The sequence below is a fragment of the Anaerophaga thermohalophila str. Valhall genome, from assembly GCF_000250735.1.
GTDB lineage: Bacteria > Bacteroidota > Bacteroidia > Bacteroidales > Marinilabiliaceae > Anaerophaga > Anaerophaga thermohalophila_A.
Map to the genome: position 1 here is coordinate 1 of NZ_AHZV01000333.1, position 18,765 is coordinate 18,765.

13 protein-coding genes and 1 pseudogene are annotated in these 18,765 nt (G+C 41.6%); 11 read left to right on the forward strand and 3 right to left on the reverse strand.

Annotated elements, in window-relative coordinates; genetic code table 11:
• A pseudogene (locus tag OQ5_RS23670) lies at positions 1–243 on the forward strand (hypothetical protein); the annotation flags it as partial.
• 128 nt (positions 244–371) lie between these two features.
• On the opposite strand, the gene OQ5_RS24980 reads toward OQ5_RS23670, so the two are convergent.
• Positions 372–1,952, reverse strand: a complete 1,581-nt coding sequence (locus OQ5_RS24980) for an ATP-binding protein (protein ID WP_052308313.1) — start codon at positions 1,950–1,952, stop codon at positions 372–374.
• 101 nt (positions 1,953–2,053) lie between these two features.
• The gene (locus tag OQ5_RS24985) at positions 2,054–4,582 is read right to left on the reverse strand and encodes a ligand-binding sensor domain-containing protein (RefSeq protein ID WP_255297608.1); all 2,529 of its coding nucleotides are present in this window, start codon (positions 4,580–4,582) and stop codon (positions 2,054–2,056) included.
• A gap of 425 nt (positions 4,583–5,007) precedes the next feature.
• Here OQ5_RS24985 and OQ5_RS0117100 point away from each other — a divergent pair, with 425 nt between their 5' ends.
• From OQ5_RS0117100 to OQ5_RS0117125, 7 genes are all read left to right on the forward strand, one after another.
• Positions 5,008–6,039 (forward strand): LacI family DNA-binding transcriptional regulator, encoded by a 1,032-nt coding sequence (locus OQ5_RS0117100; RefSeq protein ID WP_016778650.1) that lies wholly within the window; start codon positions 5,008–5,010, stop codon positions 6,037–6,039.
• 30 nt (positions 6,040–6,069) lie between these two features.
• The gene (locus OQ5_RS24990; protein WP_255297609.1) at positions 6,070–6,474 is read left to right on the forward strand and encodes an SDR family oxidoreductase; all 405 of its coding nucleotides are present in this window, start codon (positions 6,070–6,072) and stop codon (positions 6,472–6,474) included.
• The gene (locus OQ5_RS24995; RefSeq protein WP_255297610.1) at positions 6,443–6,817 is read left to right on the forward strand and encodes an SDR family NAD(P)-dependent oxidoreductase; all 375 of its coding nucleotides are present in this window, start codon (positions 6,443–6,445) and stop codon (positions 6,815–6,817) included. The genes OQ5_RS24990 and OQ5_RS24995 overlap by 32 nt, the downstream gene beginning before the upstream one ends.
• Positions 6,818–6,855: 38 nt before the next feature.
• Positions 6,856–8,064: a D-mannonate dehydratase ManD gene (manD, locus tag OQ5_RS0117110; protein WP_016778651.1), complete on the forward strand. Its 1,209-nt coding sequence runs from the start codon at positions 6,856–6,858 to the stop codon at positions 8,062–8,064.
• A 509-nt stretch (positions 8,065–8,573) separates the two neighbouring features.
• Positions 8,574–9,788 (forward strand): helix-turn-helix domain-containing protein, encoded by a 1,215-nt coding sequence (locus OQ5_RS0117115; RefSeq protein WP_016778652.1) that lies wholly within the window; start codon positions 8,574–8,576, stop codon positions 9,786–9,788.
• A gap of 134 nt (positions 9,789–9,922) precedes the next feature.
• On the forward strand, positions 9,923–14,284 hold the full coding sequence (locus tag OQ5_RS0117120; RefSeq protein ID WP_016778653.1) for an InlB B-repeat-containing protein: 4,362 nt from the start codon (positions 9,923–9,925) through the stop codon (positions 14,282–14,284).
• A 287-nt stretch (positions 14,285–14,571) separates the two neighbouring features.
• Positions 14,572–14,913 carry a single-stranded DNA-binding protein gene (locus OQ5_RS0117125; RefSeq protein WP_016778654.1) on the forward strand — a complete coding sequence of 114 codons (342 nt, stop codon included), beginning with the start codon at positions 14,572–14,574 and terminating at the stop codon, positions 14,911–14,913.
• Positions 14,914–15,004: 91 nt separating this feature from the next.
• Here OQ5_RS0117125 and OQ5_RS0117130 read toward each other — a convergent pair whose 3' ends face one another.
• A complete protein-coding gene (locus OQ5_RS0117130) occupies positions 15,005–15,739 on the reverse strand; it encodes a CDP-alcohol phosphatidyltransferase family protein (RefSeq protein ID WP_016778655.1) in 735 nt (244 codons plus the stop codon).
• Positions 15,740–15,929: 190 nt separating this feature from the next.
• Here OQ5_RS0117130 and OQ5_RS0117135 point away from each other — a divergent pair, with 190 nt between their 5' ends.
• The 3 genes from OQ5_RS0117135 to hisD all read left to right on the forward strand — a co-directional run bounded on the left by OQ5_RS0117135 (position 15,930) and on the right by hisD (position 18,756).
• Positions 15,930–16,322: a bacteriohemerythrin gene (locus tag OQ5_RS0117135; protein WP_016778656.1), complete on the forward strand. Its 393-nt coding sequence runs from the start codon at positions 15,930–15,932 to the stop codon at positions 16,320–16,322.
• A gap of 296 nt (positions 16,323–16,618) precedes the next feature.
• A complete protein-coding gene (gene hisG / locus OQ5_RS0117140) occupies positions 16,619–17,479 on the forward strand; it encodes an ATP phosphoribosyltransferase (RefSeq protein WP_016778657.1) in 861 nt (286 codons plus the stop codon).
• A complete protein-coding gene (hisD, locus tag OQ5_RS0117145) occupies positions 17,476–18,756 on the forward strand; it encodes a histidinol dehydrogenase (RefSeq protein ID WP_016778658.1) in 1,281 nt (426 codons plus the stop codon). The genes hisG and hisD overlap by 4 nt, the downstream gene beginning before the upstream one ends.
• Positions 18,757–18,765: the final 9 nt, after the last annotated feature.

Consider the following 18,765-nt stretch of genomic DNA (forward strand, 5'->3'; position numbering starts at 1 on the left):
TTAAAACAGGCTGATGTAGCACCATTATTTGGTGGAAAAACAAGAGTTTCGGAAGTTTTGAATGGTAAAAGGCCATTAACTTTAAAAATGATTACTTTACTTAACAGATATTTAGGAATTCCTCTGGAATCCTTAATATTCGGTAATAAAGACATAAAATTGGAACCAGAAAAAAGGGAGAAACTTTTAAGTATAGAATCTATCAAAGATTACTTCTCTGGTTCAAGGGCAGCTATGATTTAACCTCACAAACCGCCCATAAACTTTTCCAGATTTTATTTTTAATGGGTAGAAGTTCAAAGTCGGAACTACCCACAAGCCGGTAAAGCAATGTGTTAAATCATAAGGCCTGAAATCTTCGAATACCATGCTCAACTATGATGTTCCTTTATATATTCGGTAGGTTTTTGCCCAAAATGTTTTGAAAAACATTTGCTGAAATATTTAGGATCCGAAAATCCTACCATAAAACTCACCTCCGACACAGATAGTTTATCCTGACGGAAAATCTGGGCCGCTTTCTTTATTCGCATGGAACGAATAAATTCAACCAGCGAAAGCCCGGTTAAAGATTTGACTTTTTTCAGGATTATGGAATGACTCATGTTCATCTCGTTCACCAGAACGGAGACATCAAAAGCCGGATCTCCCAGGTTTTCTTCCGTGACTTCCATCAGTCGCTTAAGAAATTTCTCATCCACCGGAGTAATAATTTCTTCCGAAGGTTCAAGCGACAATTTACCGGAAAACCTGGCTTTGAATGCATTTCGTGAGGCGAGGAGAGAATCGACCTGAGCACGTAAAATGTCGACGTTAAAAGGTTTGGTAAGATAACTATCAGCCCCTGTTTGTAACCCTTTTAGCATATCATCTTCACCCGATTTTGCAGTTAGCATAATCACGGGAATGTGACTGGTTTCAATTTTTGATTTAAGACTTTTGGTCAAATCTATTCCTGAAACTCCGGGCAACATAATGTCACAAACAATAATATCAGGATTTAATGACGGCATCTTCTGCATGGCAATTTTCCCGTCGTAAAAGACTTTGACATTAAATTCCCGGCCAAACACGACTGAAAGCCAGGAAGCCAATTCAACATCATCCTCAACCAGGCAAATGGTTCTCTTACTATCATTTCCGGCATCGGTCTCTTTAATCGTCTCTTCCGCCCGGGTAAAACCTTCCTCAAATGAAGCGACTTCTTTATTCATCCATTCTCCTGAACCGGTATTATCCTTATCTGTTTGCCGGAGCCCCGGATTTGTATCTCCGGGCAAGTAAATTTCGAAACAACAACCTTGGTGAGGTCTGTTGTAAACTTTTACATGCCCTTCGTTCAATTCTATAAATTCTTTAACGATAGACAGGCCAATCCCTGAACCCGCGTGATGTTCCTGTCCTTCAACGTTTACCTGTTCAAAACGCTCAAAAACATGTGACAACAAGCTTTCCGGAATACCTGGACCTGTATCGCAAACCCTGATAACAACTTCACCGTTTTGATGCGCGTTTCCCTTTTCGGTTCTTTCTATTTGCAACGTTACTTGTCCACCCGAAGGCGTAAATTTAAATGCATTGGATAACAGGTTATATATGGAAGTGGACACCATTTTTTCATCTGCAACAATATAAATATCTTCCTCACCCTCAATATGCGTTTCGATTCCTTTCTGCACGGCCAGGGAATCAAAAGCAAAAAGAGTATCCCTGCATAGTTCATTCAAATTAAATCTGACAGGATGAACATTTATATGCCCGGTATCAATTTTCCGGAACTCCAGTAACTGATCCACCATATTAAGCAGTCTTCTGACATTACGATGCATAACCGATAGCATTTCATGCAGACCGGGCGAAATATCCTTGCGTTTGAGTATTTCCTGCAAAGGAGCATAAATAAGAGTTAACGGCGTTCTGATCTCATGAGAGATATTGGTAAAGAATCTCATTTTCGCATCGTTTAACTCCTTGTCTTTTTTGTGCTCCAGACTCTCAATGATCAGATTATTCTTCTCTTTGACACCGATTAATGAATACTTGCGGAAGGTAATCAACAAAAAAACAGTAAAGAGAAATAGAACAAATAAGCCAGGTGTGTCCGCCAGAACGGAGGATTCACAGTAATAGAGATACTTGCCATCGAATCGGACCAGGAACCGTCATAATTGGTGGCTCTGACTTCAAAAACATAATCGCCCTCATGTAAATTGGTATAAGTTGCCCGCCGGTTTTCACTCGAAGTTTCATGCCAGTTGTCATTAAACCCTCTCAGCCGGTAGGCATACTTCAATTTTCCAGGATTTGAAAAATGAAGTGCCGAAAACTCAAAAGTCACCTCATTATTGCTGTGCGATAAGGTAAGACGATCGGTGTAACTGATATAATCCTTCAGAATAACTTTTCCGTTCACAGTATCTCCGGGATAAACCGGCTGATTATGTAAGCGAAGACCGGTGAGCTGCACTTCCGGCGGAAAAGGATTGGGCATAAGACTATCCGGATGAAATACCGTGACACCTTCAACTCCGCCAAAATACATTATTCCGGTTTTATCGTCTAGGAAAGATGCATTGATATGAAATTCTCCGGAGGGCAATCCATCGTTTACGCCATAATTTACAAATGTCTCTGTTTCGGGATCAAATCTGGAAATTCCTTTATTGGTACCCATCCACAAATTGCCATTGACATCTTCTTCAATAAAGAGAACGAGACCACCGGCAAGTCCGTCTTTCTCTGAATAAGATCTAAAGGAAAGAGTTCCTTGTAATGCCGACTGAGACAGTTCTTCATTATTCCCGGGAATGGCTCTGTTCAAACCGCTTCCCGTGGCCATCCAGATATTCCCGTCTCTGCCTTCATGAATGTCGTATATATCATTATAACTTATACTGTTCAAATTGTTTGCATCGTTACGGTAACTCACAAATTCACCTTTCCTGGTTACCACCCTTTCCAGCCTGCAAACATTAACACCACCTCCCTTTGTTCCTACCCAGAGCAAATCGTTGGAGTCCTGAAACAGTGAAAGAATTTTATCACTGCTCAGTCCCAGAGAGTTGGCCATGGTTCCGTAATAACTCTCAATGGTGTCATTTTCCTGATCTACATATCCCAGGCCCCGTCCCCAGGTTCCGTACCAAATCCTGCCGTCACTATCCTGCAAAAGAGAAAAAACAAATCCGTTGACCACATAACTATGAAATCCTCTTTTCTCATTGTATACGGTCAGGCTGTTGGTAGCAGATCCAATCCAAAGTTGATCATTCCTGTCAACCAGTAGCGACATTACTTCACGTGTACTTTGCCCGTTACCTATCTGAACACACGGAAGATTATACAAACGATTTACTTCTCCGCGATCATGCTCAAACACATCAATCCCTTCAGCAGCCGTACCAACCCAAAGGCGATCATTACTGCCGGCAAGCGCGGTAACAAGATTATCGCTTAATCCGTTAGCCTGCTCCCGTCCGGGGCGCATAATTTTAAAAGTTCGCGTATATAAATCTTTATATGCCAGTCCTTTACTTTCTGTCCCAACCCACAAAATTCCGGTTCTGTCAATCATCAGGGAATTAATCAGATCATCCGGAAGTGAAGTTTCCTCTGAAAACCGATTGCTGTATTGTTCAATAATTTTTTCATCTCTGATACGAAACAAACCGGCACCCCGAGTACCGGCCCATATATTATATTCATGGTCAACAACCAGGTCTTCGACCCAATTTACCGGCAACCGTCTACCCTCCGGCGACGATGTATCAAAACGAACAATCCGGATTTCAGTGCTTTCACCGATAAAAGACAGCTTAAATAATCCGTCATAAGAACCACCCCAGATATTTCCTTTTCCATCCTTCCTAAGGGAGGTGAAAACCGTTACATCAAATGTTTCAGGAGAAACAGAGGTGAAAAGATTCTTACTTATATCATAAGTGAAAAGCCCTTCCTCGCAACCAACCAGTAAAAGTTCTTTTCTGATCTCAATTATCGAAGTAATGGAAATGTTCTTTCTGTCGGGCTCGATGATTCTTCCTTCTGTATCGTGATATAACGCGTTTTCAGATACATTCCGCACCATATTACGTTCTCCGTCTTCATCAACCGGGAACAATAATAATCCTTCTGATGTTCCTGCCCATAAATTATTCAAACTGTCCAAAACAATACTCTGCACAAGATCATCGTAGGTAAGATTATTAAATCGCGTTATATGCCCGGTGGAAAAATCCATGCGGTTGACACCGCCACTTCTGGTCCCAATCCAAAGAAATTCATTGTTCTCGTTTTCCAGGCAGATAATTTCATTATTGGACAGACTGTTCGGGTCGTTCTGGTCATATTTGTATGTAATAAACTCATACCCGTCATACCTGTTCAGCCCGTCTTTAGTCCCTATCCAAATGAAGCCTTTATGATCCTGCAACATACAATATACTGATGCCTGCGAAAGACCGGCATCGACGGGCATATTCCGAAATGAATTCCCGGAAAAGGAGGCAGTTGCCATATCCGGAAAAAAAGGAAAGAGAACGATTCCCGTAATAATACGGAACAAAATCTGCCGTAAATCCATTCTTATAAATTGCTTCAAAGTATAAACCTTACCAAATTAGTATTCTTTTTGTACTCCCACAAATCAGGTATAACAATAAATAGCGTCTGTCCATAAGGTACCATTTGCTGTGTTACGCTCGCCGCCAAAATACTCATTTACGAGTAGTAAACTCCGTTTTTGGCAGCTTCTCAGGCCTTGCAACTGGCACTTTCTGAACAGACACATGAAAACTTTTCCTACTTTATAGACACACATTAAACAGCGTCTGTCCTCAAAGTACCATTTGCTGTGTTACGAGCATCAAATATCTAATAATCTAATAATCTGCTATCTTGTTTCATTTTGTAATTTTTCTACAAAGATTAAAAAAATATTTAAATAATGCAATCGATTGCGTTAACAATGAAAGAATACTTAACTTTGTACATTGAATCGCAGAAATTATGTATAAAAAGGAAATAACCATATACGACATTGCCGCGGCCCTTAATGTTTCGGCAGCCACCGTCAGTCGTGCATTAAAAGACCATCCGGCGATCAGCAAAAAGACGCGTGGCAAAATCAGAGAGAAAGCACTTGAAATGGGATATCAGACAAACGCTCTGGCAAGTAGCTTACGTACGAGCAAAAGTTACACTTTGGGCGTAATAGTTCCCCGCCTGAACAGCAATTTCATGTCAACCGTTCTCGCCGGAATGGAAAAAGCCGCATCAGATGCCGGATATCACCTTATCATTATGCAGTCTTTCGAATCGGAAATTAAAGAAAAAGAAAACGCCCAGCTTCTTTTCAGTCATCGTGTAGACGGGCTGATGGTATCCACTACCAGCACATCTCCTGAACCGGCCCATTTTAAACCATTTTTCGCTAAAAATATTCCGGTTGTGTTTTTTGACAGAATCCCTCAAAAATACAACCAATACAACTGTGTTACAATCGACAACAGAGAAGCAGCCTGGCAGGCAACCAGACATCTGCTGGATACCGGGAAAACAAGAGTATTGCATATTACCGGTAATACAGGCATTCAGGTCTATAAACAACGGCTTGAAGGCTATAAAGCAGCATTGTCTGAAGCGAACAAACCATTTGACCACCAGATGGTATGGGAGACAGGACTAAGTGTTGAAGACGGAGAGATAAGTGCAAAAAGAATAATGACAATGAAACCCCTTCCCGACGCAATTTTTGTAGCCAACGACACCTGTGCCATCACCATTATGCATCATCTGCAAAAGAATGGGATTAAAATACCCGAACAGATTGAAATCACTGGTTTTAACAACGATCCTTTTTCAGAATTTTCCAAACCATCGCTTACTACCATCAATTATCCGGGCGAAGAAATGGGCATCAAAACCGTTAATCTGATAATAGATAAACTTAATACTAAACATATTGAGCCAAAAGGAAAGCAAATTGTTCTTAAATTCGGTTTACTTATCAGGGAATCGACAAACCAGGCGGCAAAATAACAATTTTAACAGAACAAAAAACGATTAATCATGACGGAACAAAAGAAGACAGCTATCGTAACGGGAGGAACTACCGGGCTTGGTAAAGCCATCACCAAAGCTTTTACCGATGCCGGAATTTTTACAATAATTATCGATCTTAGCCAGGAAAATCTGGAAACGGCCAAAGCGGAATTTGGAGACAAATGCGGTTATGAATTGTTCGATCTTACCAATTTCAAAGAACTTCCCAATCTGGTTGACACTCTGGAAAAGAGATATGGTAAACTCAATATCCTCGTAAATAATGCAGGTATCCACCTGAAAAAATTTGCTCTGGATACCTCGGATGAAGAATTTCAGAAAGTAGTACAAACGAACCAGAATGTCGTTTTTGCTCTTTCCAGAGAAGTTGACAAAAAAAATGATCGACAATGGAGGAGGTTCTATTCTTAACATCAGCTCAATGGCAGCACAATACGGCATTCCGCAGGTAATTGCCTACACGGCAGCCAAAACCGCTGTTGAAGGCATGACCCGTGCACTGACTGTTGAATGGGCACCTAAAGGAATCCGGGTCAATGCTATTGCACCGGGATTTATCTATTCCAAAATGTCGGCAAAAGCTTTGGATAACGACCCGGAAAGGAAGCAAAAAGTCTTTTCCAGAACACCCATGGGACGAATGGGTAACCCCGAAGAAGTTGCTTCTGCAGCTCTCTTCCTGGTCTCTGATGCCGCCAGCTACATTACAGGAGTTGTTCTGCCGGTTGATGGCGGCAATTCCATTGGATTTTGATTTTGAACGATTCAGGCAGGTCAACAAAAACAGCAATCATGAAAATAACAGATGCCAAAGTTATAGTATGTTCCCCCGGACGAAACTTCGTTACCCTTAAAATATATACAGACGAAGGCGTTTACGGGTTAGGAGATGCCACGCTAAACGGGAGAGAACTCGCCGTAGCCAAATATCTTGAAGAATACTGTGTTCCTGCTTTAATAGGCCGGGATCCGGCGAACATTGAAGACATCTGGCACTATTTCTATCGTGGGGTATACTGGAAACGCGGAGCCGTTACCATGACAGCAATATCGGCTATTGACATGGCCCTGTGGGACATAAAGGGAAAAGTTCTGAACACTCCGCTTTATAACCTGTTGGGAGGTAAAAGCCGTAGCCGGGTGCTGGTATATGCCCATGCCAATGGTGTGGACCTCGACCACGCACTGGAAAGTGTCGCCAGCGAGCTGGAAAATGGTTTCAAGGCCATCAGGGTGCAATCAGGCATTCCCGGACTGGACCACACTTACGGAGTAGCCAAAAAAGGTGAGAAATATGAACCGGCAGGGAAAGGCCTCCCAAAAGAAGATTACTGGGATACGAACAAATATCTTAACTGGACACCTAAACTGTTTAGTAAGGTCAGAGAACACTTCGGAGAGGAGTTGCTTTTGTTGCATGATGTTCACCACAGACTTACACCAATAGAAGCAGGACGATTAGGAAAAGAGCTGGAACCTTTCCATCTTTATTGGATGGAAGACGCTGTAACAGGCGAACTTCAGGAAGGACTCCGTCTGGTACGTCAACACACAACCACACCTATCGCCATTGGAGAGGTTTTTAATTCGGTATATGACTATACCACGTTGATCTCGGAACAACTGATTGATTTTGTGCGAATGCCCATCGTGCATGGCGGAGGAATCACCCATTTGCAAAAAGTAGCCGCTTTTGCCTCTATCTACCATGTACAAACCGGATTTCACGGGGCAACAGACCTTTCACCGGTAAATATGGCAGCGGCACTCCACTTCGATTTTGCCATCAATAACTTCGGCATCCAGGAATATATGCCACATGAAGAAATTGTTAACGAAGTGTTCAAGACCAATTACCATTTCAATGACGGCTACATGTATATTGACGATACACCCGGAATTGGTGTTGACATCGATGAAAAAGCAGCCGAAAAATTTCCTTATAGCAGAGCCAGCTTGCCCGTAAACAGAAAAACAGACGGAACCCTGTTTTACTGGTAGAAAAACAGTAGCTCGTTGATGTATTGTAACGCGGCAAGTTAAAAAAGCATCGAGCTATAGGACTACATATTGCCTGTCTATATAGTTAGGAAAAATTTCCTACTCATCATGTGTCTGTTCAGAAAGTGTCATTTACAAGGCTTGCGAAGTCCGAAAATACATAGTTTACTCATCGTAAATGAGTATTTTCGGACAAGCGTAACACAGTAAATGGTACTTTATGGACAGACACTACATAGCACTCTTTTTGTCAAAAGATGATTGTTCCTATATTTCAATAGATCGTTAGATTTTAGATACAAAACGTAAGTCAATTCGTATGACCTTGATATATTGTATTTTAACAATCAAATAACTTTGAGCACAAACAAATTGACTTGCAGCGTATTGCAAAAGTTTAACGAAATATTATATATTTACCGGGAGCAATCATCTTTTTTTATTAGATTTATGCGAAACCAAACAGCGACTACCACGTAAATTCAACACTGTTACATCACTTAAAAAAGATGAGTTTTTCTCAAATAGCATTATTGTTTCCGATCTTTGTAACATTTATATGGTTTGTATCGTTTCTTTTCAGCAGGATTTCACTGCGAAACCCCCGGTTCATAATGGCTTTGTTTATGGGATGTGCCTTCATCACTTTCCTGTCTGGAATCGGGATATATGGTGATGCCCTGGAAACTTACCGTGTGGTTTATCCTTATGTGTTTTTCACAGCGTTGGTATTATTCCCGCTTTTCTATATTTATGTCCTCCAGATTGTAAATCCCGAAAAAATTTCCACTAAACTCTTACTGCACGTTATTCCGGGGATGGCATTAGTATTTACCAGTTTCACTCTGTACGTGATAATGATGAATAAAGCTGAGCAGCATTTCTATATACAGGAGTTTCTTTTGTCATCTAATCCTCCCGAGAATGCTCATTGGAAATTCTCTTTAATGAAGAGTACAGACCGGCTTGCGAAGCTTCTGTACATATTTTCCTCCATTATTTACTACCTACTTACCTACCGTTTGGTCAACAGTCACCAAAAAAGAATTGAAGACTATTACTCATCCCTGAAAGGGGTCTCACTGAATTGGGTAAAAGTCATATCAATTGTTTTTCTCCTTGCCCTGTTTTCAGGAATCTCAGTGCATTGGTTTCACCGTATTGAAGTATTGAACAGTCCTGTTCTTTCCTCCGTTCCATTCCTCTTTCTTGGAGCTTTCTTCGCGATGGTGGGTAATTACAGTAATCGTCAGGCCATTATAATATTTCCGTCGGAAAAGATTGATGAAAGTGAAACAGAAGGTGTTTCTGTAAAGAAAGAAATCCTGACAGAGGAGATTGACCGAAAAATTGAAACCGAAACACCTGAAATCCCACCAGGCCTCAAAGAAAAATTGGAGAATTATATCCGGGAATACCGTCCCTTCCTCAATCCTGAATTAAAAATCTGGGATATTGCCCGTGACCTGAATACCAACCGTACCTATATTTCCAGATTAATCAATCAGGTCTACGGACAAAGGTTTTCGACTTTTGTCAATCATTACCGGATAGAAGAATCTAAAAGACTTATGAGCGAACCGGGAACACAAAACTATTCATTGACCGTTTTGGCCAGCATGTCCGGGTTTCTGAATTATTCCTCTTTTGTAAGAGCTTTTAAAACATTTGAGGAAATAACACCTAACGAATTTCGTCAATCAATATTCGATACTCACCAATAATTTCTACCCTTTTTTACCTTTTCAAAGAACGATTTACGTTCTGCAAGAACGAAAATACTCCACCACCGTATATTTCATCAATCCCTTTATCCAGGGACTTTTGATGATTTATAAACTCATTTTACCTACCAACAATGAAAAAAATTTTACCACTCCTCAGTTTCCTTGTAATACTGAATTTTGGTATTTCAGACACAAATGGCCAAATCTGCGAAACCACGGTCATGACCGGAGATACCTACACCACCGCATCGTATGTAAGCTATTCTCACGGTCACAGGGCAAACCTTTATAAAGATAAAAATGGCACTTTTCACATGGCTGTTGTCGACAACTATGAATTAAAATACCTAACCAGTAGTGATAACGGCCAAACATGGACCGAACAAACAATATCATCAGAATACGACGGAAAAGTCTCCGATGCCATGATAAAAGGTGATGGTAATGGCAACCTTTTTGTTGCTGTGGAAACCAGACCGGGGTATGACTATGGAAGTTCTATTCTGTTAGATTACTATTTTTGGCGTCATATATATGTGTATCATAATCTTGATGGCACATGGCAAAAAGAATCCGTTGAAACACCGGCCCAATCTATGGGAGGAAAAGCAATTAGAGACCTTCTGATTGCTAACGACGGAACAGTACATCTGATTACCATTTACTCTGGCTGGGGAGATTATGGCGGAGAAGCCTGGGAATTTAGAAGAGACCCGGCAACCGGCAGTTGGCAGACAATAAAATTTGCCGACTATATTGATACATCAGTTGACCATAGTTTTGGATTTTTCCCCGCCATTATGCAGGATGATGGTTCTATAGCAGGCATATACTGGCGCAATAAAGGAAGTGGTGAATTAGGTTACAGAACCTGCACAAACGGCACATGGAGCGCGCCGGTGATTATTTCATCAGCAGCTTATAATCGTCAGGATATTTGCAAACACCCCGACGGCAATCCACGCATCGTGTACACTACAAATGCCACACCACAGCAAATAATGTACAAATCTACCCTCGATAACAGTCCGGGAACACCCATTTTTACTCTTGCAGAAGGACAAAAAGTGAATGCCGTTAAAATTCATGCCAATGGCTTAGGGAAAGAAACGGTTATCATTAACGTAGAAGGTCAACGCACCATATATGCCGAAAAATATCCTGATGACACAACCTGGCCTGCCACTTTTCAGCAGGTACCACTGACTGAAGAAGCTTATTGGCCATCAACCGTCTCTGCTCCCAATGATACACTGGTCAATTTCTCCTGCACCTATCTCGATTTTAATCCCGGCACAGACAATGGCCCGCATGGTCCAAACATAAGATACTTTTTCAGTATTTCTGATAAGCGGACTTTATCTCTCGAAACCTCGCCACTAGCAGGAGGTACAGTTTCAGGAGAAGGCGACTATGTCATTTTCAGTACGCAAACCATTGAAGCAACCCCTGAAACGGGCTACCAGTTTATCCAATGGAGTGAAAACGGACAGTTTATTTCGGCCAATGCACAAACCGATGTCGAAATGTTTGACAACCGGACGCTGACAGCGGAATTTCAGCCGATTAAAGATTATACAATATCTCTCCTGATAAACGAGCCTGTTCATGGAAATATTTCGGGTGCAGGAACCTATACCAACGGAGAAATGGTTACTATCACGGCAACCCCCGATGAAGGGTATCACTTTGTCAACTGGACAGAAGGCGTTACAGAAGTCAGCACTTCGGCCGAATACACTTTTTCGGCAACCGAAAATAAAGTGCTGACAGCCAGTTTCGAAATCAATCAATACAATCTGGTTACCAATGCCAATAATTCGCTTTACGGTTCAACCACGGGCGACGGCGTTTACAACTATGCCACCGAAGTCTTTGTTGAAGCACTTCCCGTAGCAGGATACGGATTCTCACACTGGGTAAGCAACATGGATTCTCTTTCATCAGACAATCCATTCAGCTTCGAAATAGTAAACGACTCAACTTTAACAGCCATCTTCAAGGAACAATATACCATCACAGCCACTATTGATCCTGTCGACAAAGGAACCGTTGAAGGAACCGGAGATTATCTTATCGGAGAAACCATAACCCTTACAGCCATTCCGGAAAACCTGTTTTCGTTCTCACACTGGAGCGAAGGTGGTATTACCATAAGCAACGAAGCGGAAATAACGTTTACGGTGGATGGCGCCAGAGACCTGACGGCTCATTTTGTTCCCTGGTTTGCCGGTGGTGATGGTTCTTCAGGAAATCCATACCAAATTAGTGAACCTTATCAATTAGACAATGTCAGGAAATTTCTCGGAAGTTCCCATAGCGACAAATACTTTGTTTTAACAAACGACATTGACATGTCTTCCTATTTGGCAGAAGAAGGAGCAGGTTATAATGATGGTAAAGGGTGGAACCCTATCGGACCGAATTATGACAACTCATTCAGAGGAAAGTTTGACGGACAAGGATTTGCCATCGAAAACCTTTGGATAAATCGGCCGACAGAACAATATGTCGGTCTCTTTGGGTATGTATATGGCTATCCATCAGGATACATAAAAAACTTAGAGATTATAAATACAAATATTCAAGGAGACTATTTTGTAGGAACTCTGGCCGGAGCTATATATTATTCAGGGATATCTAATATTGTAGCAAAAGGAACAATTAATGCACAAAGATACTATGTTGGTGGTCTGACTGGTGAAAATTTATGTTCCATCAGCAATTGCTTTGTCGATGTAGATGTATCATCTGGAAGTTCTTCTTCCATAGGAGCTGTTATTGGCAGAATGAGAGGAAATATCGTAAATACCATATCATTCGGTTCAGTAGCTGGAAACACTTCCCGAGGGCTCACAGGAAGCTACTCGCAAGGTTCGGTTATCAATTCCTATTGGGATATTGAGACTTCAGGGCAAACTTCCTCAGCAGGCGGAGGAGAAGGAAAAACTTCCGCCGAATTAAGATGTGTTCATACCTTTAACAACTGGGACTTTGGAACCATCTGGGACATTCAGCCCGACAAAAACAACGGTTATCCGTTCCTGCGCTGGCAAACGCCCGAAACCACTGCGGTTACTGCTCTTACCGACTTTACCATCGATCAGGGTGATATGTCCTTAACCGTTGGAGAGACTTATCAGCTTACAGCAACCTTTACACCCACAGATGCCACTGTTCAATGTCTCAACTGGAGTACAAATGATGAAACCATCGTTACAATAAATCCCACAGGTTTTATTGAAGTCGTTGGCCCGGGTACAGCAACGCTTTCAGCTTATCATTCGGGACTAAATGTAACCAAAAGCATAACGGTAACCGGTTACTATCAAATTGATGTCCTGTCGGATCCCGAAACAGGCGGAACAGTTTCGGGAGCCGGACAATATGAAAACAATGCCCTGGTTACTTTGTCGGCCACAGCAAACAGCGGTTATGAGTTCACAGAATGGAGTGAAGGCGGTACCATCATTTCATCAGATAATCCACTGATTTTCAATGCAACGAACAACCGTACCATCACCGCACACTTTGTGCCGGTTCATAACATTATTATCCAAACCGTGAACGGTTCTGTTGAGGTAACTAATGATGCCGGAGAAGTCATCGTCCCCGACGATGAAACAACCGGCAGCTATATTCTTCACGAAGGCCTGGCAATAAATCTGGAAGCAACACCCGATGTGGGCTATCATTTTCTTGAGTGGCAGGAAGGAGTCTCCACTTTGAGTGCAGATAATCCTTATTCAATAATTGTATCCGAAGACCGTACTCTGAACGCTGTGTTTGAAATAAATACCTATACCCTGAACTATAGTGCCGGCGCAAACGGAACCATTACCGGGGATACACCACAAACTGTTGAGCATGGTCAGGACGGAACAGCAGTTACTGCCGTACCCAACACAGGTTACCACTTTGAGCAATGGAGCGACGGGGTTACGACTGCTGCCAGAACCGATTTAGGTGTTACGGGCGATATTAACGTTACTGCCGAATTTGCTGTTGATAAATGGCAGGTTACCTTTTCTGTCACTCAGGATGGTCAACCCGTTGAAAGCGCTCAAATTCTGATTAGCTCTGTTGGCACAGACTTGTTGACAGACAATACAGGACAGGCAGTTACAACTCTGCCGGATGGTAATTACCTTTATGATGTAATCATCAATTCCCTGCTTATGATTGATGATGCCACATTGGAGGTTTCGGGTGCTGATGCAACTGAAAACATAACCATAAACGCGACATTTGTATCCTCGGCGGAGCATTCAACCATCTCGATTTGGCCTAATCCGGTAAACGAAGTCGTTTGGATTGAGGGCAGTATCCTCATTACGGAAATAACTGTTTTCGACATGGCCGGAAATTTGGTTGTCCTGATAAGCAACCCCGAAGAAAAAGTAAATCTGTCTTTTCTTCCACCCGGCTTTTATCTGCTTAAAATCACAGATACTAAAGGAAACCATACAGTAAAAAGAATTATCAAAAATTAAAAAAGGAGAAGAATAAGTTTTTGATGTCAGGGATTCACCAATGTGAATCCCTGACTTTTTTAAGCCGACCGATTGAATTTCTCTAAATGGTACGATGTTTTAACATCGTCAGAAAAATTTCACAAGAGTGCTTCCTCACAAATCAGTTTTGACGAATCCTGTATCTAAAATTTCCGGTCTGTTATCATAAAAAAATAGCATTTTCCAAAATAAATATATAGATTTACAAAGCATTAACCAATCAGACAATTATTTTTTCCTTTTTATTAACCCTAAAATAAATTGTCATGTTAAAAATGATTGTGTCCGGAGCACTCGGACAAGATGCCGAAATCAGAGAAGTAGGCAAAAAGAAAGCAATTAATTTTGATGTTGCTGTTTCGATGGATTACAAAGACCAGCAAGGCAACAAAGTGGAACGTACCGAATGGGTGAAAGCCGTTATTTGGAAAAATGACGGCCAGAGCACAAAAGTTGCCGATTTCCTGAAAAAAGGAAGAAAAGTGCTGCTCGAAGGAGTGCCTTCAAGCGAAGGATTCAAAAGCAAAGACGGAGACATTAAATCCGCACTGAATCTGAACGTGAAGGAGCTCGAATTTTTTGAGCTGATCCATCTGTTCAAAGGTTGACGATTGTATTACACAATACTGAAAAGCTGTCTCTTTCGGGACAGCTTTTTTGTTTCTGAACGCGAAATAAAAAGCATCATTGTGGTCAAACTCATTTGGGTTTGGAAGCAACCAGTTGCACCACTGAAAACAGGATATACAGCAAAACCGTAACAGCAATCCCGCCAACACCCAACAAAATAACAGAAACCAGCCCTGTCAGAAGTAAAAAATACCTCAAAAAATTCTCCCCGATACCAAAGGTTTTGAATTTCAATGAAAACATAGGGATTTCACTTACCAGCAAAATGCAAAAAACAACCAGTAAAGGCACTACCACATAAACCGAGGAAAACATTGTCCATATACCACCCCGGGTAAAAATGAAATGGATCAACGACACAGAGAACATACCCGTTGCCGTGGTAGTAAGCCCCAGAAAAGATTCTGTCTGACGCTTATCAATGTTAAATTTGGCCAGTCGCAACGCCGAAAAAACAGCCAAAATAAGCGGAATTAAAATAAGTATCTGCCCGGCTCTGTTCAATTGCCAGAAATCGATCTTCCAGCTTTCCGTAAAACCATAATGTAACAAACTCATATAGGAAACAGCCGGGGCCAAACCAAAACTAATCAAATCGGCCAGCGAATCCAACTCTTTCCCTATTTCACTATATGCATTCAGGAAACGGGCTGCAAAACCATCAGCAAAATCGAACACCGCAGCAACAAGTACTGCCCATGCAGTCAGATCAGGACGCCCCTGAAAAGCAAAGAATATACCGGTTGCACCAAAAAATAAATTCAGACTTGTCAGCGCATTCGGAACGTGTCTTAAAATTTTCATGAATAATTTGCCTTGTTATCCGGAAAAATCCGGTTTTATTTTTCCTTTAATTTTACCAGGAACAAAAGTAACCTTTTTCCAGAGACTAACATTTTCTGACCACGAACAACTTTGCAACCCGTTCAGCTTTTTCCCGTAATAAAAAATAGCTCACCCCCCTGTTGCAGCAAACAACTAAAATTTTTAAAATATGATTTTAAAATGGACAGAAGATCTCTCTGTGGATCATGAACAATTAGACAAAGAACATCAAAGTCTGTTCGAAATGCTTAGCGACTTTTATGAGGGCATTCAGAATGGATCCTCAAAAGAAAAACTGGCCAGTCTCATCAAAGGACTGCTTGATTATGCTCAAATCCATTTCACAAATGAAGAAGAGTACATGCAATCTGTCAACTTTCCCGAGCTTGATGACCACAAAAAGGAGCATGAAGCTTTTATGCAAAAGGCCAATGAATTTTATGAGAAATACACATCCGGCAGGTTGATCCTTTCCCTGGAAGTCACCAACTTCATTAAAGAGTGGATCACACATCACATAAAAAACGAAGATAAAAAATATGCGGTTTTTGCCCGGAAATAAAAAACAGTCAAAATGTTTGATTTTATCCGAAAACAACCTATTTTTGCAATGAATTGTAAGTAATAAACACAAACCAAATATGAACTTTTCAGTACATCATCATGCTCATCATCATTTCTTCCTCTTATAGCGAGGGTGGGCTGAATGTACAATGCAAAAATACTTTGTAAAAAGGCTTACCTTGTTGGTAAGCTTTTTTTTTGACACAAACACATGAATTCCATCAGACCAATAATCTATACTAAATTTTATACGGATAAACTGCTAAAGATATTGAACATCAGAAAACAAATACAATGAAGACAAAACTACGAATTGCACTGCAAAAGAAAGGAAGATTGTTTGAAGACAGTCGCGACTTGCTGAAAGAAGCCGGAATTAAGTTCAACCTTGGTAACGGAAGACTGGTTGCATCGGCCTCCAAATTCCCTATGGAAGTACTGTTCCTGCGTGACGACGACATTCCGCAGACAGTCTCCGACGGCGTAGCAGATATAGGAATTGTTGGAGAAAATGAGCTTGAAGAGAAAGGTTTCAACCTTAAAACTGTCAAAAAACTGGGATTCAGCAAATGTCGTCTTTCTTTGGCCATTCCGAAAGAAATTGAATACACAGGACTTTCATGGTTCGAACACAAAAAGATAGCCACTTCCTATCCCAAAATACTGCAACGATTCTTCGATGAAAAAAACATCAATGCCGAAATACACGAAATTGCAGGTTCGGTTGAAATAGCACCGGGTATTGGACTGGCCGACGCTATTTTCGACATTGTAAGCTCCGGGAGTACACTGGTGGCCAATCACCTGAAAGAAGTAGAAAAAGTAATGGATTCCGAAGCAGTATTGGTCTCCTCAAATAATCTTTCTCCGGAAAAAGAAGCCCTTCTCGGGCAAATGATTTTCCGTATCAATGCAGTGATGGCTTCAAATTCCAACAAATATATTCTTTTGAATGCCCCTAACGATAAAGTTGACAAAATTGTTGATATTTTGCCCGGAATGAAAAGTCCGACAGTACTCCCACTTGCAGAAAAAGGGTGGTCCAGCGTTCACTCAGTCATTAAAGAAGACCATTTTTGGGAAGTTATCGGTCAGCTCAAAGAAAATGGAGCACAGGGTATTCTCATTGTTCCAATTGAAAAAATGATTTTATGAACACATTCAGATTTCCTGCACGCGCGGAATGGGAAAAACTAACAAAACGGGCAGTCGATAACCAACAGGATGTAATGGAAAAAGTGCGCCCGATCCTCGATGCCGTTAAAAACCACAAAGACAAAGCTGTCAGAGAGTTGTCAGCCAAATTCGACGGCATTTCATTAAGCTCCTTTCAGGTGTCTGAAGAAGAGATCAGAAAAGGATGTCTCGATGTTGACAGCAATCTGAAAGGAGCCATCAACAGCGCCATAATCAACATCAGGAAGTTTCACGAAAGCCAGAAACAACCGGTTCGAAAAGTAGAAACAGCACCAGGCGTGGTATGTTGGCAACGCAGTACCCCGATAGAAAAAGTAGGCCTTTATATCCCCGGAGGTTCAGCGCCACTGTTTTCAACGGTATTAATGCTGGCGATCCCTGCTTCAATAGCCGGATGTAAGGAGATAGTGCTATGTACACCTCCGGGAAAAGACGGAAAAATACATCCTGCCATAATTTTGGCGGCACACCTCACGGGTGTTACACGAATTTTCAAAGTTGGCGGCGCCCAGGCAATAGCTGCAATGGCATACGGAACAGGAACCATCCCAAAAGTTGATAAGATTTTCGGCCCTGGAAACAGCTACGTAACCGCAGCCAAGCAGTTGGTCACTCTCGATGGCATAGCTATAGACCTTCCGGCAGGACCATCGGAAGTGGAAGTAATGGCCGACGAAAGCGCCGATCCTGACTTTGTGGCATCAGACCTCCTTTCACAGGCCGAGCATGGACCTGACAGTCAATCCATTCTGGTGACAAATTCTCCGGAGTTGGCAGAAAAAGTGAAAAAAAGGCTGGATGAACAACTTACACTTCTTCCACGTACTGCGATAATAAAAAAAGCGCTTGGGAACAGTCGCATTATTTTACTGAAAACCATGCACGAAATGGTCTCTTTTACGAATCTTTATGCGCCCGAACATCTTATTCTGGCGGTACGCAACCCTGAGGATACATCTGACGAAATTGTCAATGCCGGCTCGGTTTTTCTTGGACATTACACTCCCGAAAGTGCTGGAGATTATGCATCGGGAACAAACCATACACTGCCCACATACGGTTATGCAAAAGCATACAGTGGTGTCAGCCTTGACAGCTTCTGCAAAAAAATAACCTTCCAGGAAATCTCCAGGAAAGGACTGAAACGACTGGGGCCGATAATTGAAACAATGGCTGAAGCAGAACAGCTTGAAGCTCATAAAATGGCAGTTTCACTAAGATTGAAGAACCTCTGATTTAACCTG

Excerpts from the sequence above, each read along its gene's own strand:
- OQ5_RS0117120 (WP_016778653.1), top strand. The coding sequence starts at position 9,923 with ATGAAAAAAATTTTACCACTCCTCAGTTTCCTTGTAATACTGAATTTT.
- OQ5_RS0117135 (WP_016778656.1), top strand. The coding sequence starts at position 15,930 with ATGATTTTAAAATGGACAGAAGATCTCTCTGTGGATCATGAACAATTA.
- hisD (WP_016778658.1), top strand. The coding sequence starts at position 17,476 with ATGAACACATTCAGATTTCCTGCACGCGCGGAATGGGAAAAACTAACA.
- OQ5_RS24990 (WP_255297609.1), top strand. The coding sequence starts at position 6,070 with ATGACGGAACAAAAGAAGACAGCTATCGTAACGGGAGGAACTACCGGG.
- OQ5_RS0117130 (WP_016778655.1), bottom strand. The coding sequence starts at position 15,739 with ATGAAAATTTTAAGACACGTTCCGAATGCGCTGACAAGTCTGAATTTA.
- OQ5_RS0117100 (WP_016778650.1), top strand. The coding sequence starts at position 5,008 with ATGTATAAAAAGGAAATAACCATATACGACATTGCCGCGGCCCTTAAT.
- OQ5_RS0117115 (WP_016778652.1), top strand. The coding sequence starts at position 8,574 with ATGAGTTTTTCTCAAATAGCATTATTGTTTCCGATCTTTGTAACATTT.
- OQ5_RS24985 (WP_255297608.1), bottom strand. The coding sequence starts at position 4,582 with ATGGATTTACGGCAGATTTTGTTCCGTATTATTACGGGAATCGTTCTC.
- OQ5_RS0117125 (WP_016778654.1), top strand. The coding sequence starts at position 14,572 with ATGTTAAAAATGATTGTGTCCGGAGCACTCGGACAAGATGCCGAAATC.
- OQ5_RS24980 (WP_052308313.1), bottom strand. The coding sequence starts at position 1,952 with ATGAGATTCTTTACCAATATCTCTCATGAGATCAGAACGCCGTTAACT.
- hisG (WP_016778657.1), top strand. The coding sequence starts at position 16,619 with ATGAAGACAAAACTACGAATTGCACTGCAAAAGAAAGGAAGATTGTTT.
- OQ5_RS24995 (WP_255297610.1), top strand. The coding sequence starts at position 6,443 with ATGATCGACAATGGAGGAGGTTCTATTCTTAACATCAGCTCAATGGCA.
- manD (WP_016778651.1), top strand. The coding sequence starts at position 6,856 with ATGAAAATAACAGATGCCAAAGTTATAGTATGTTCCCCCGGACGAAAC.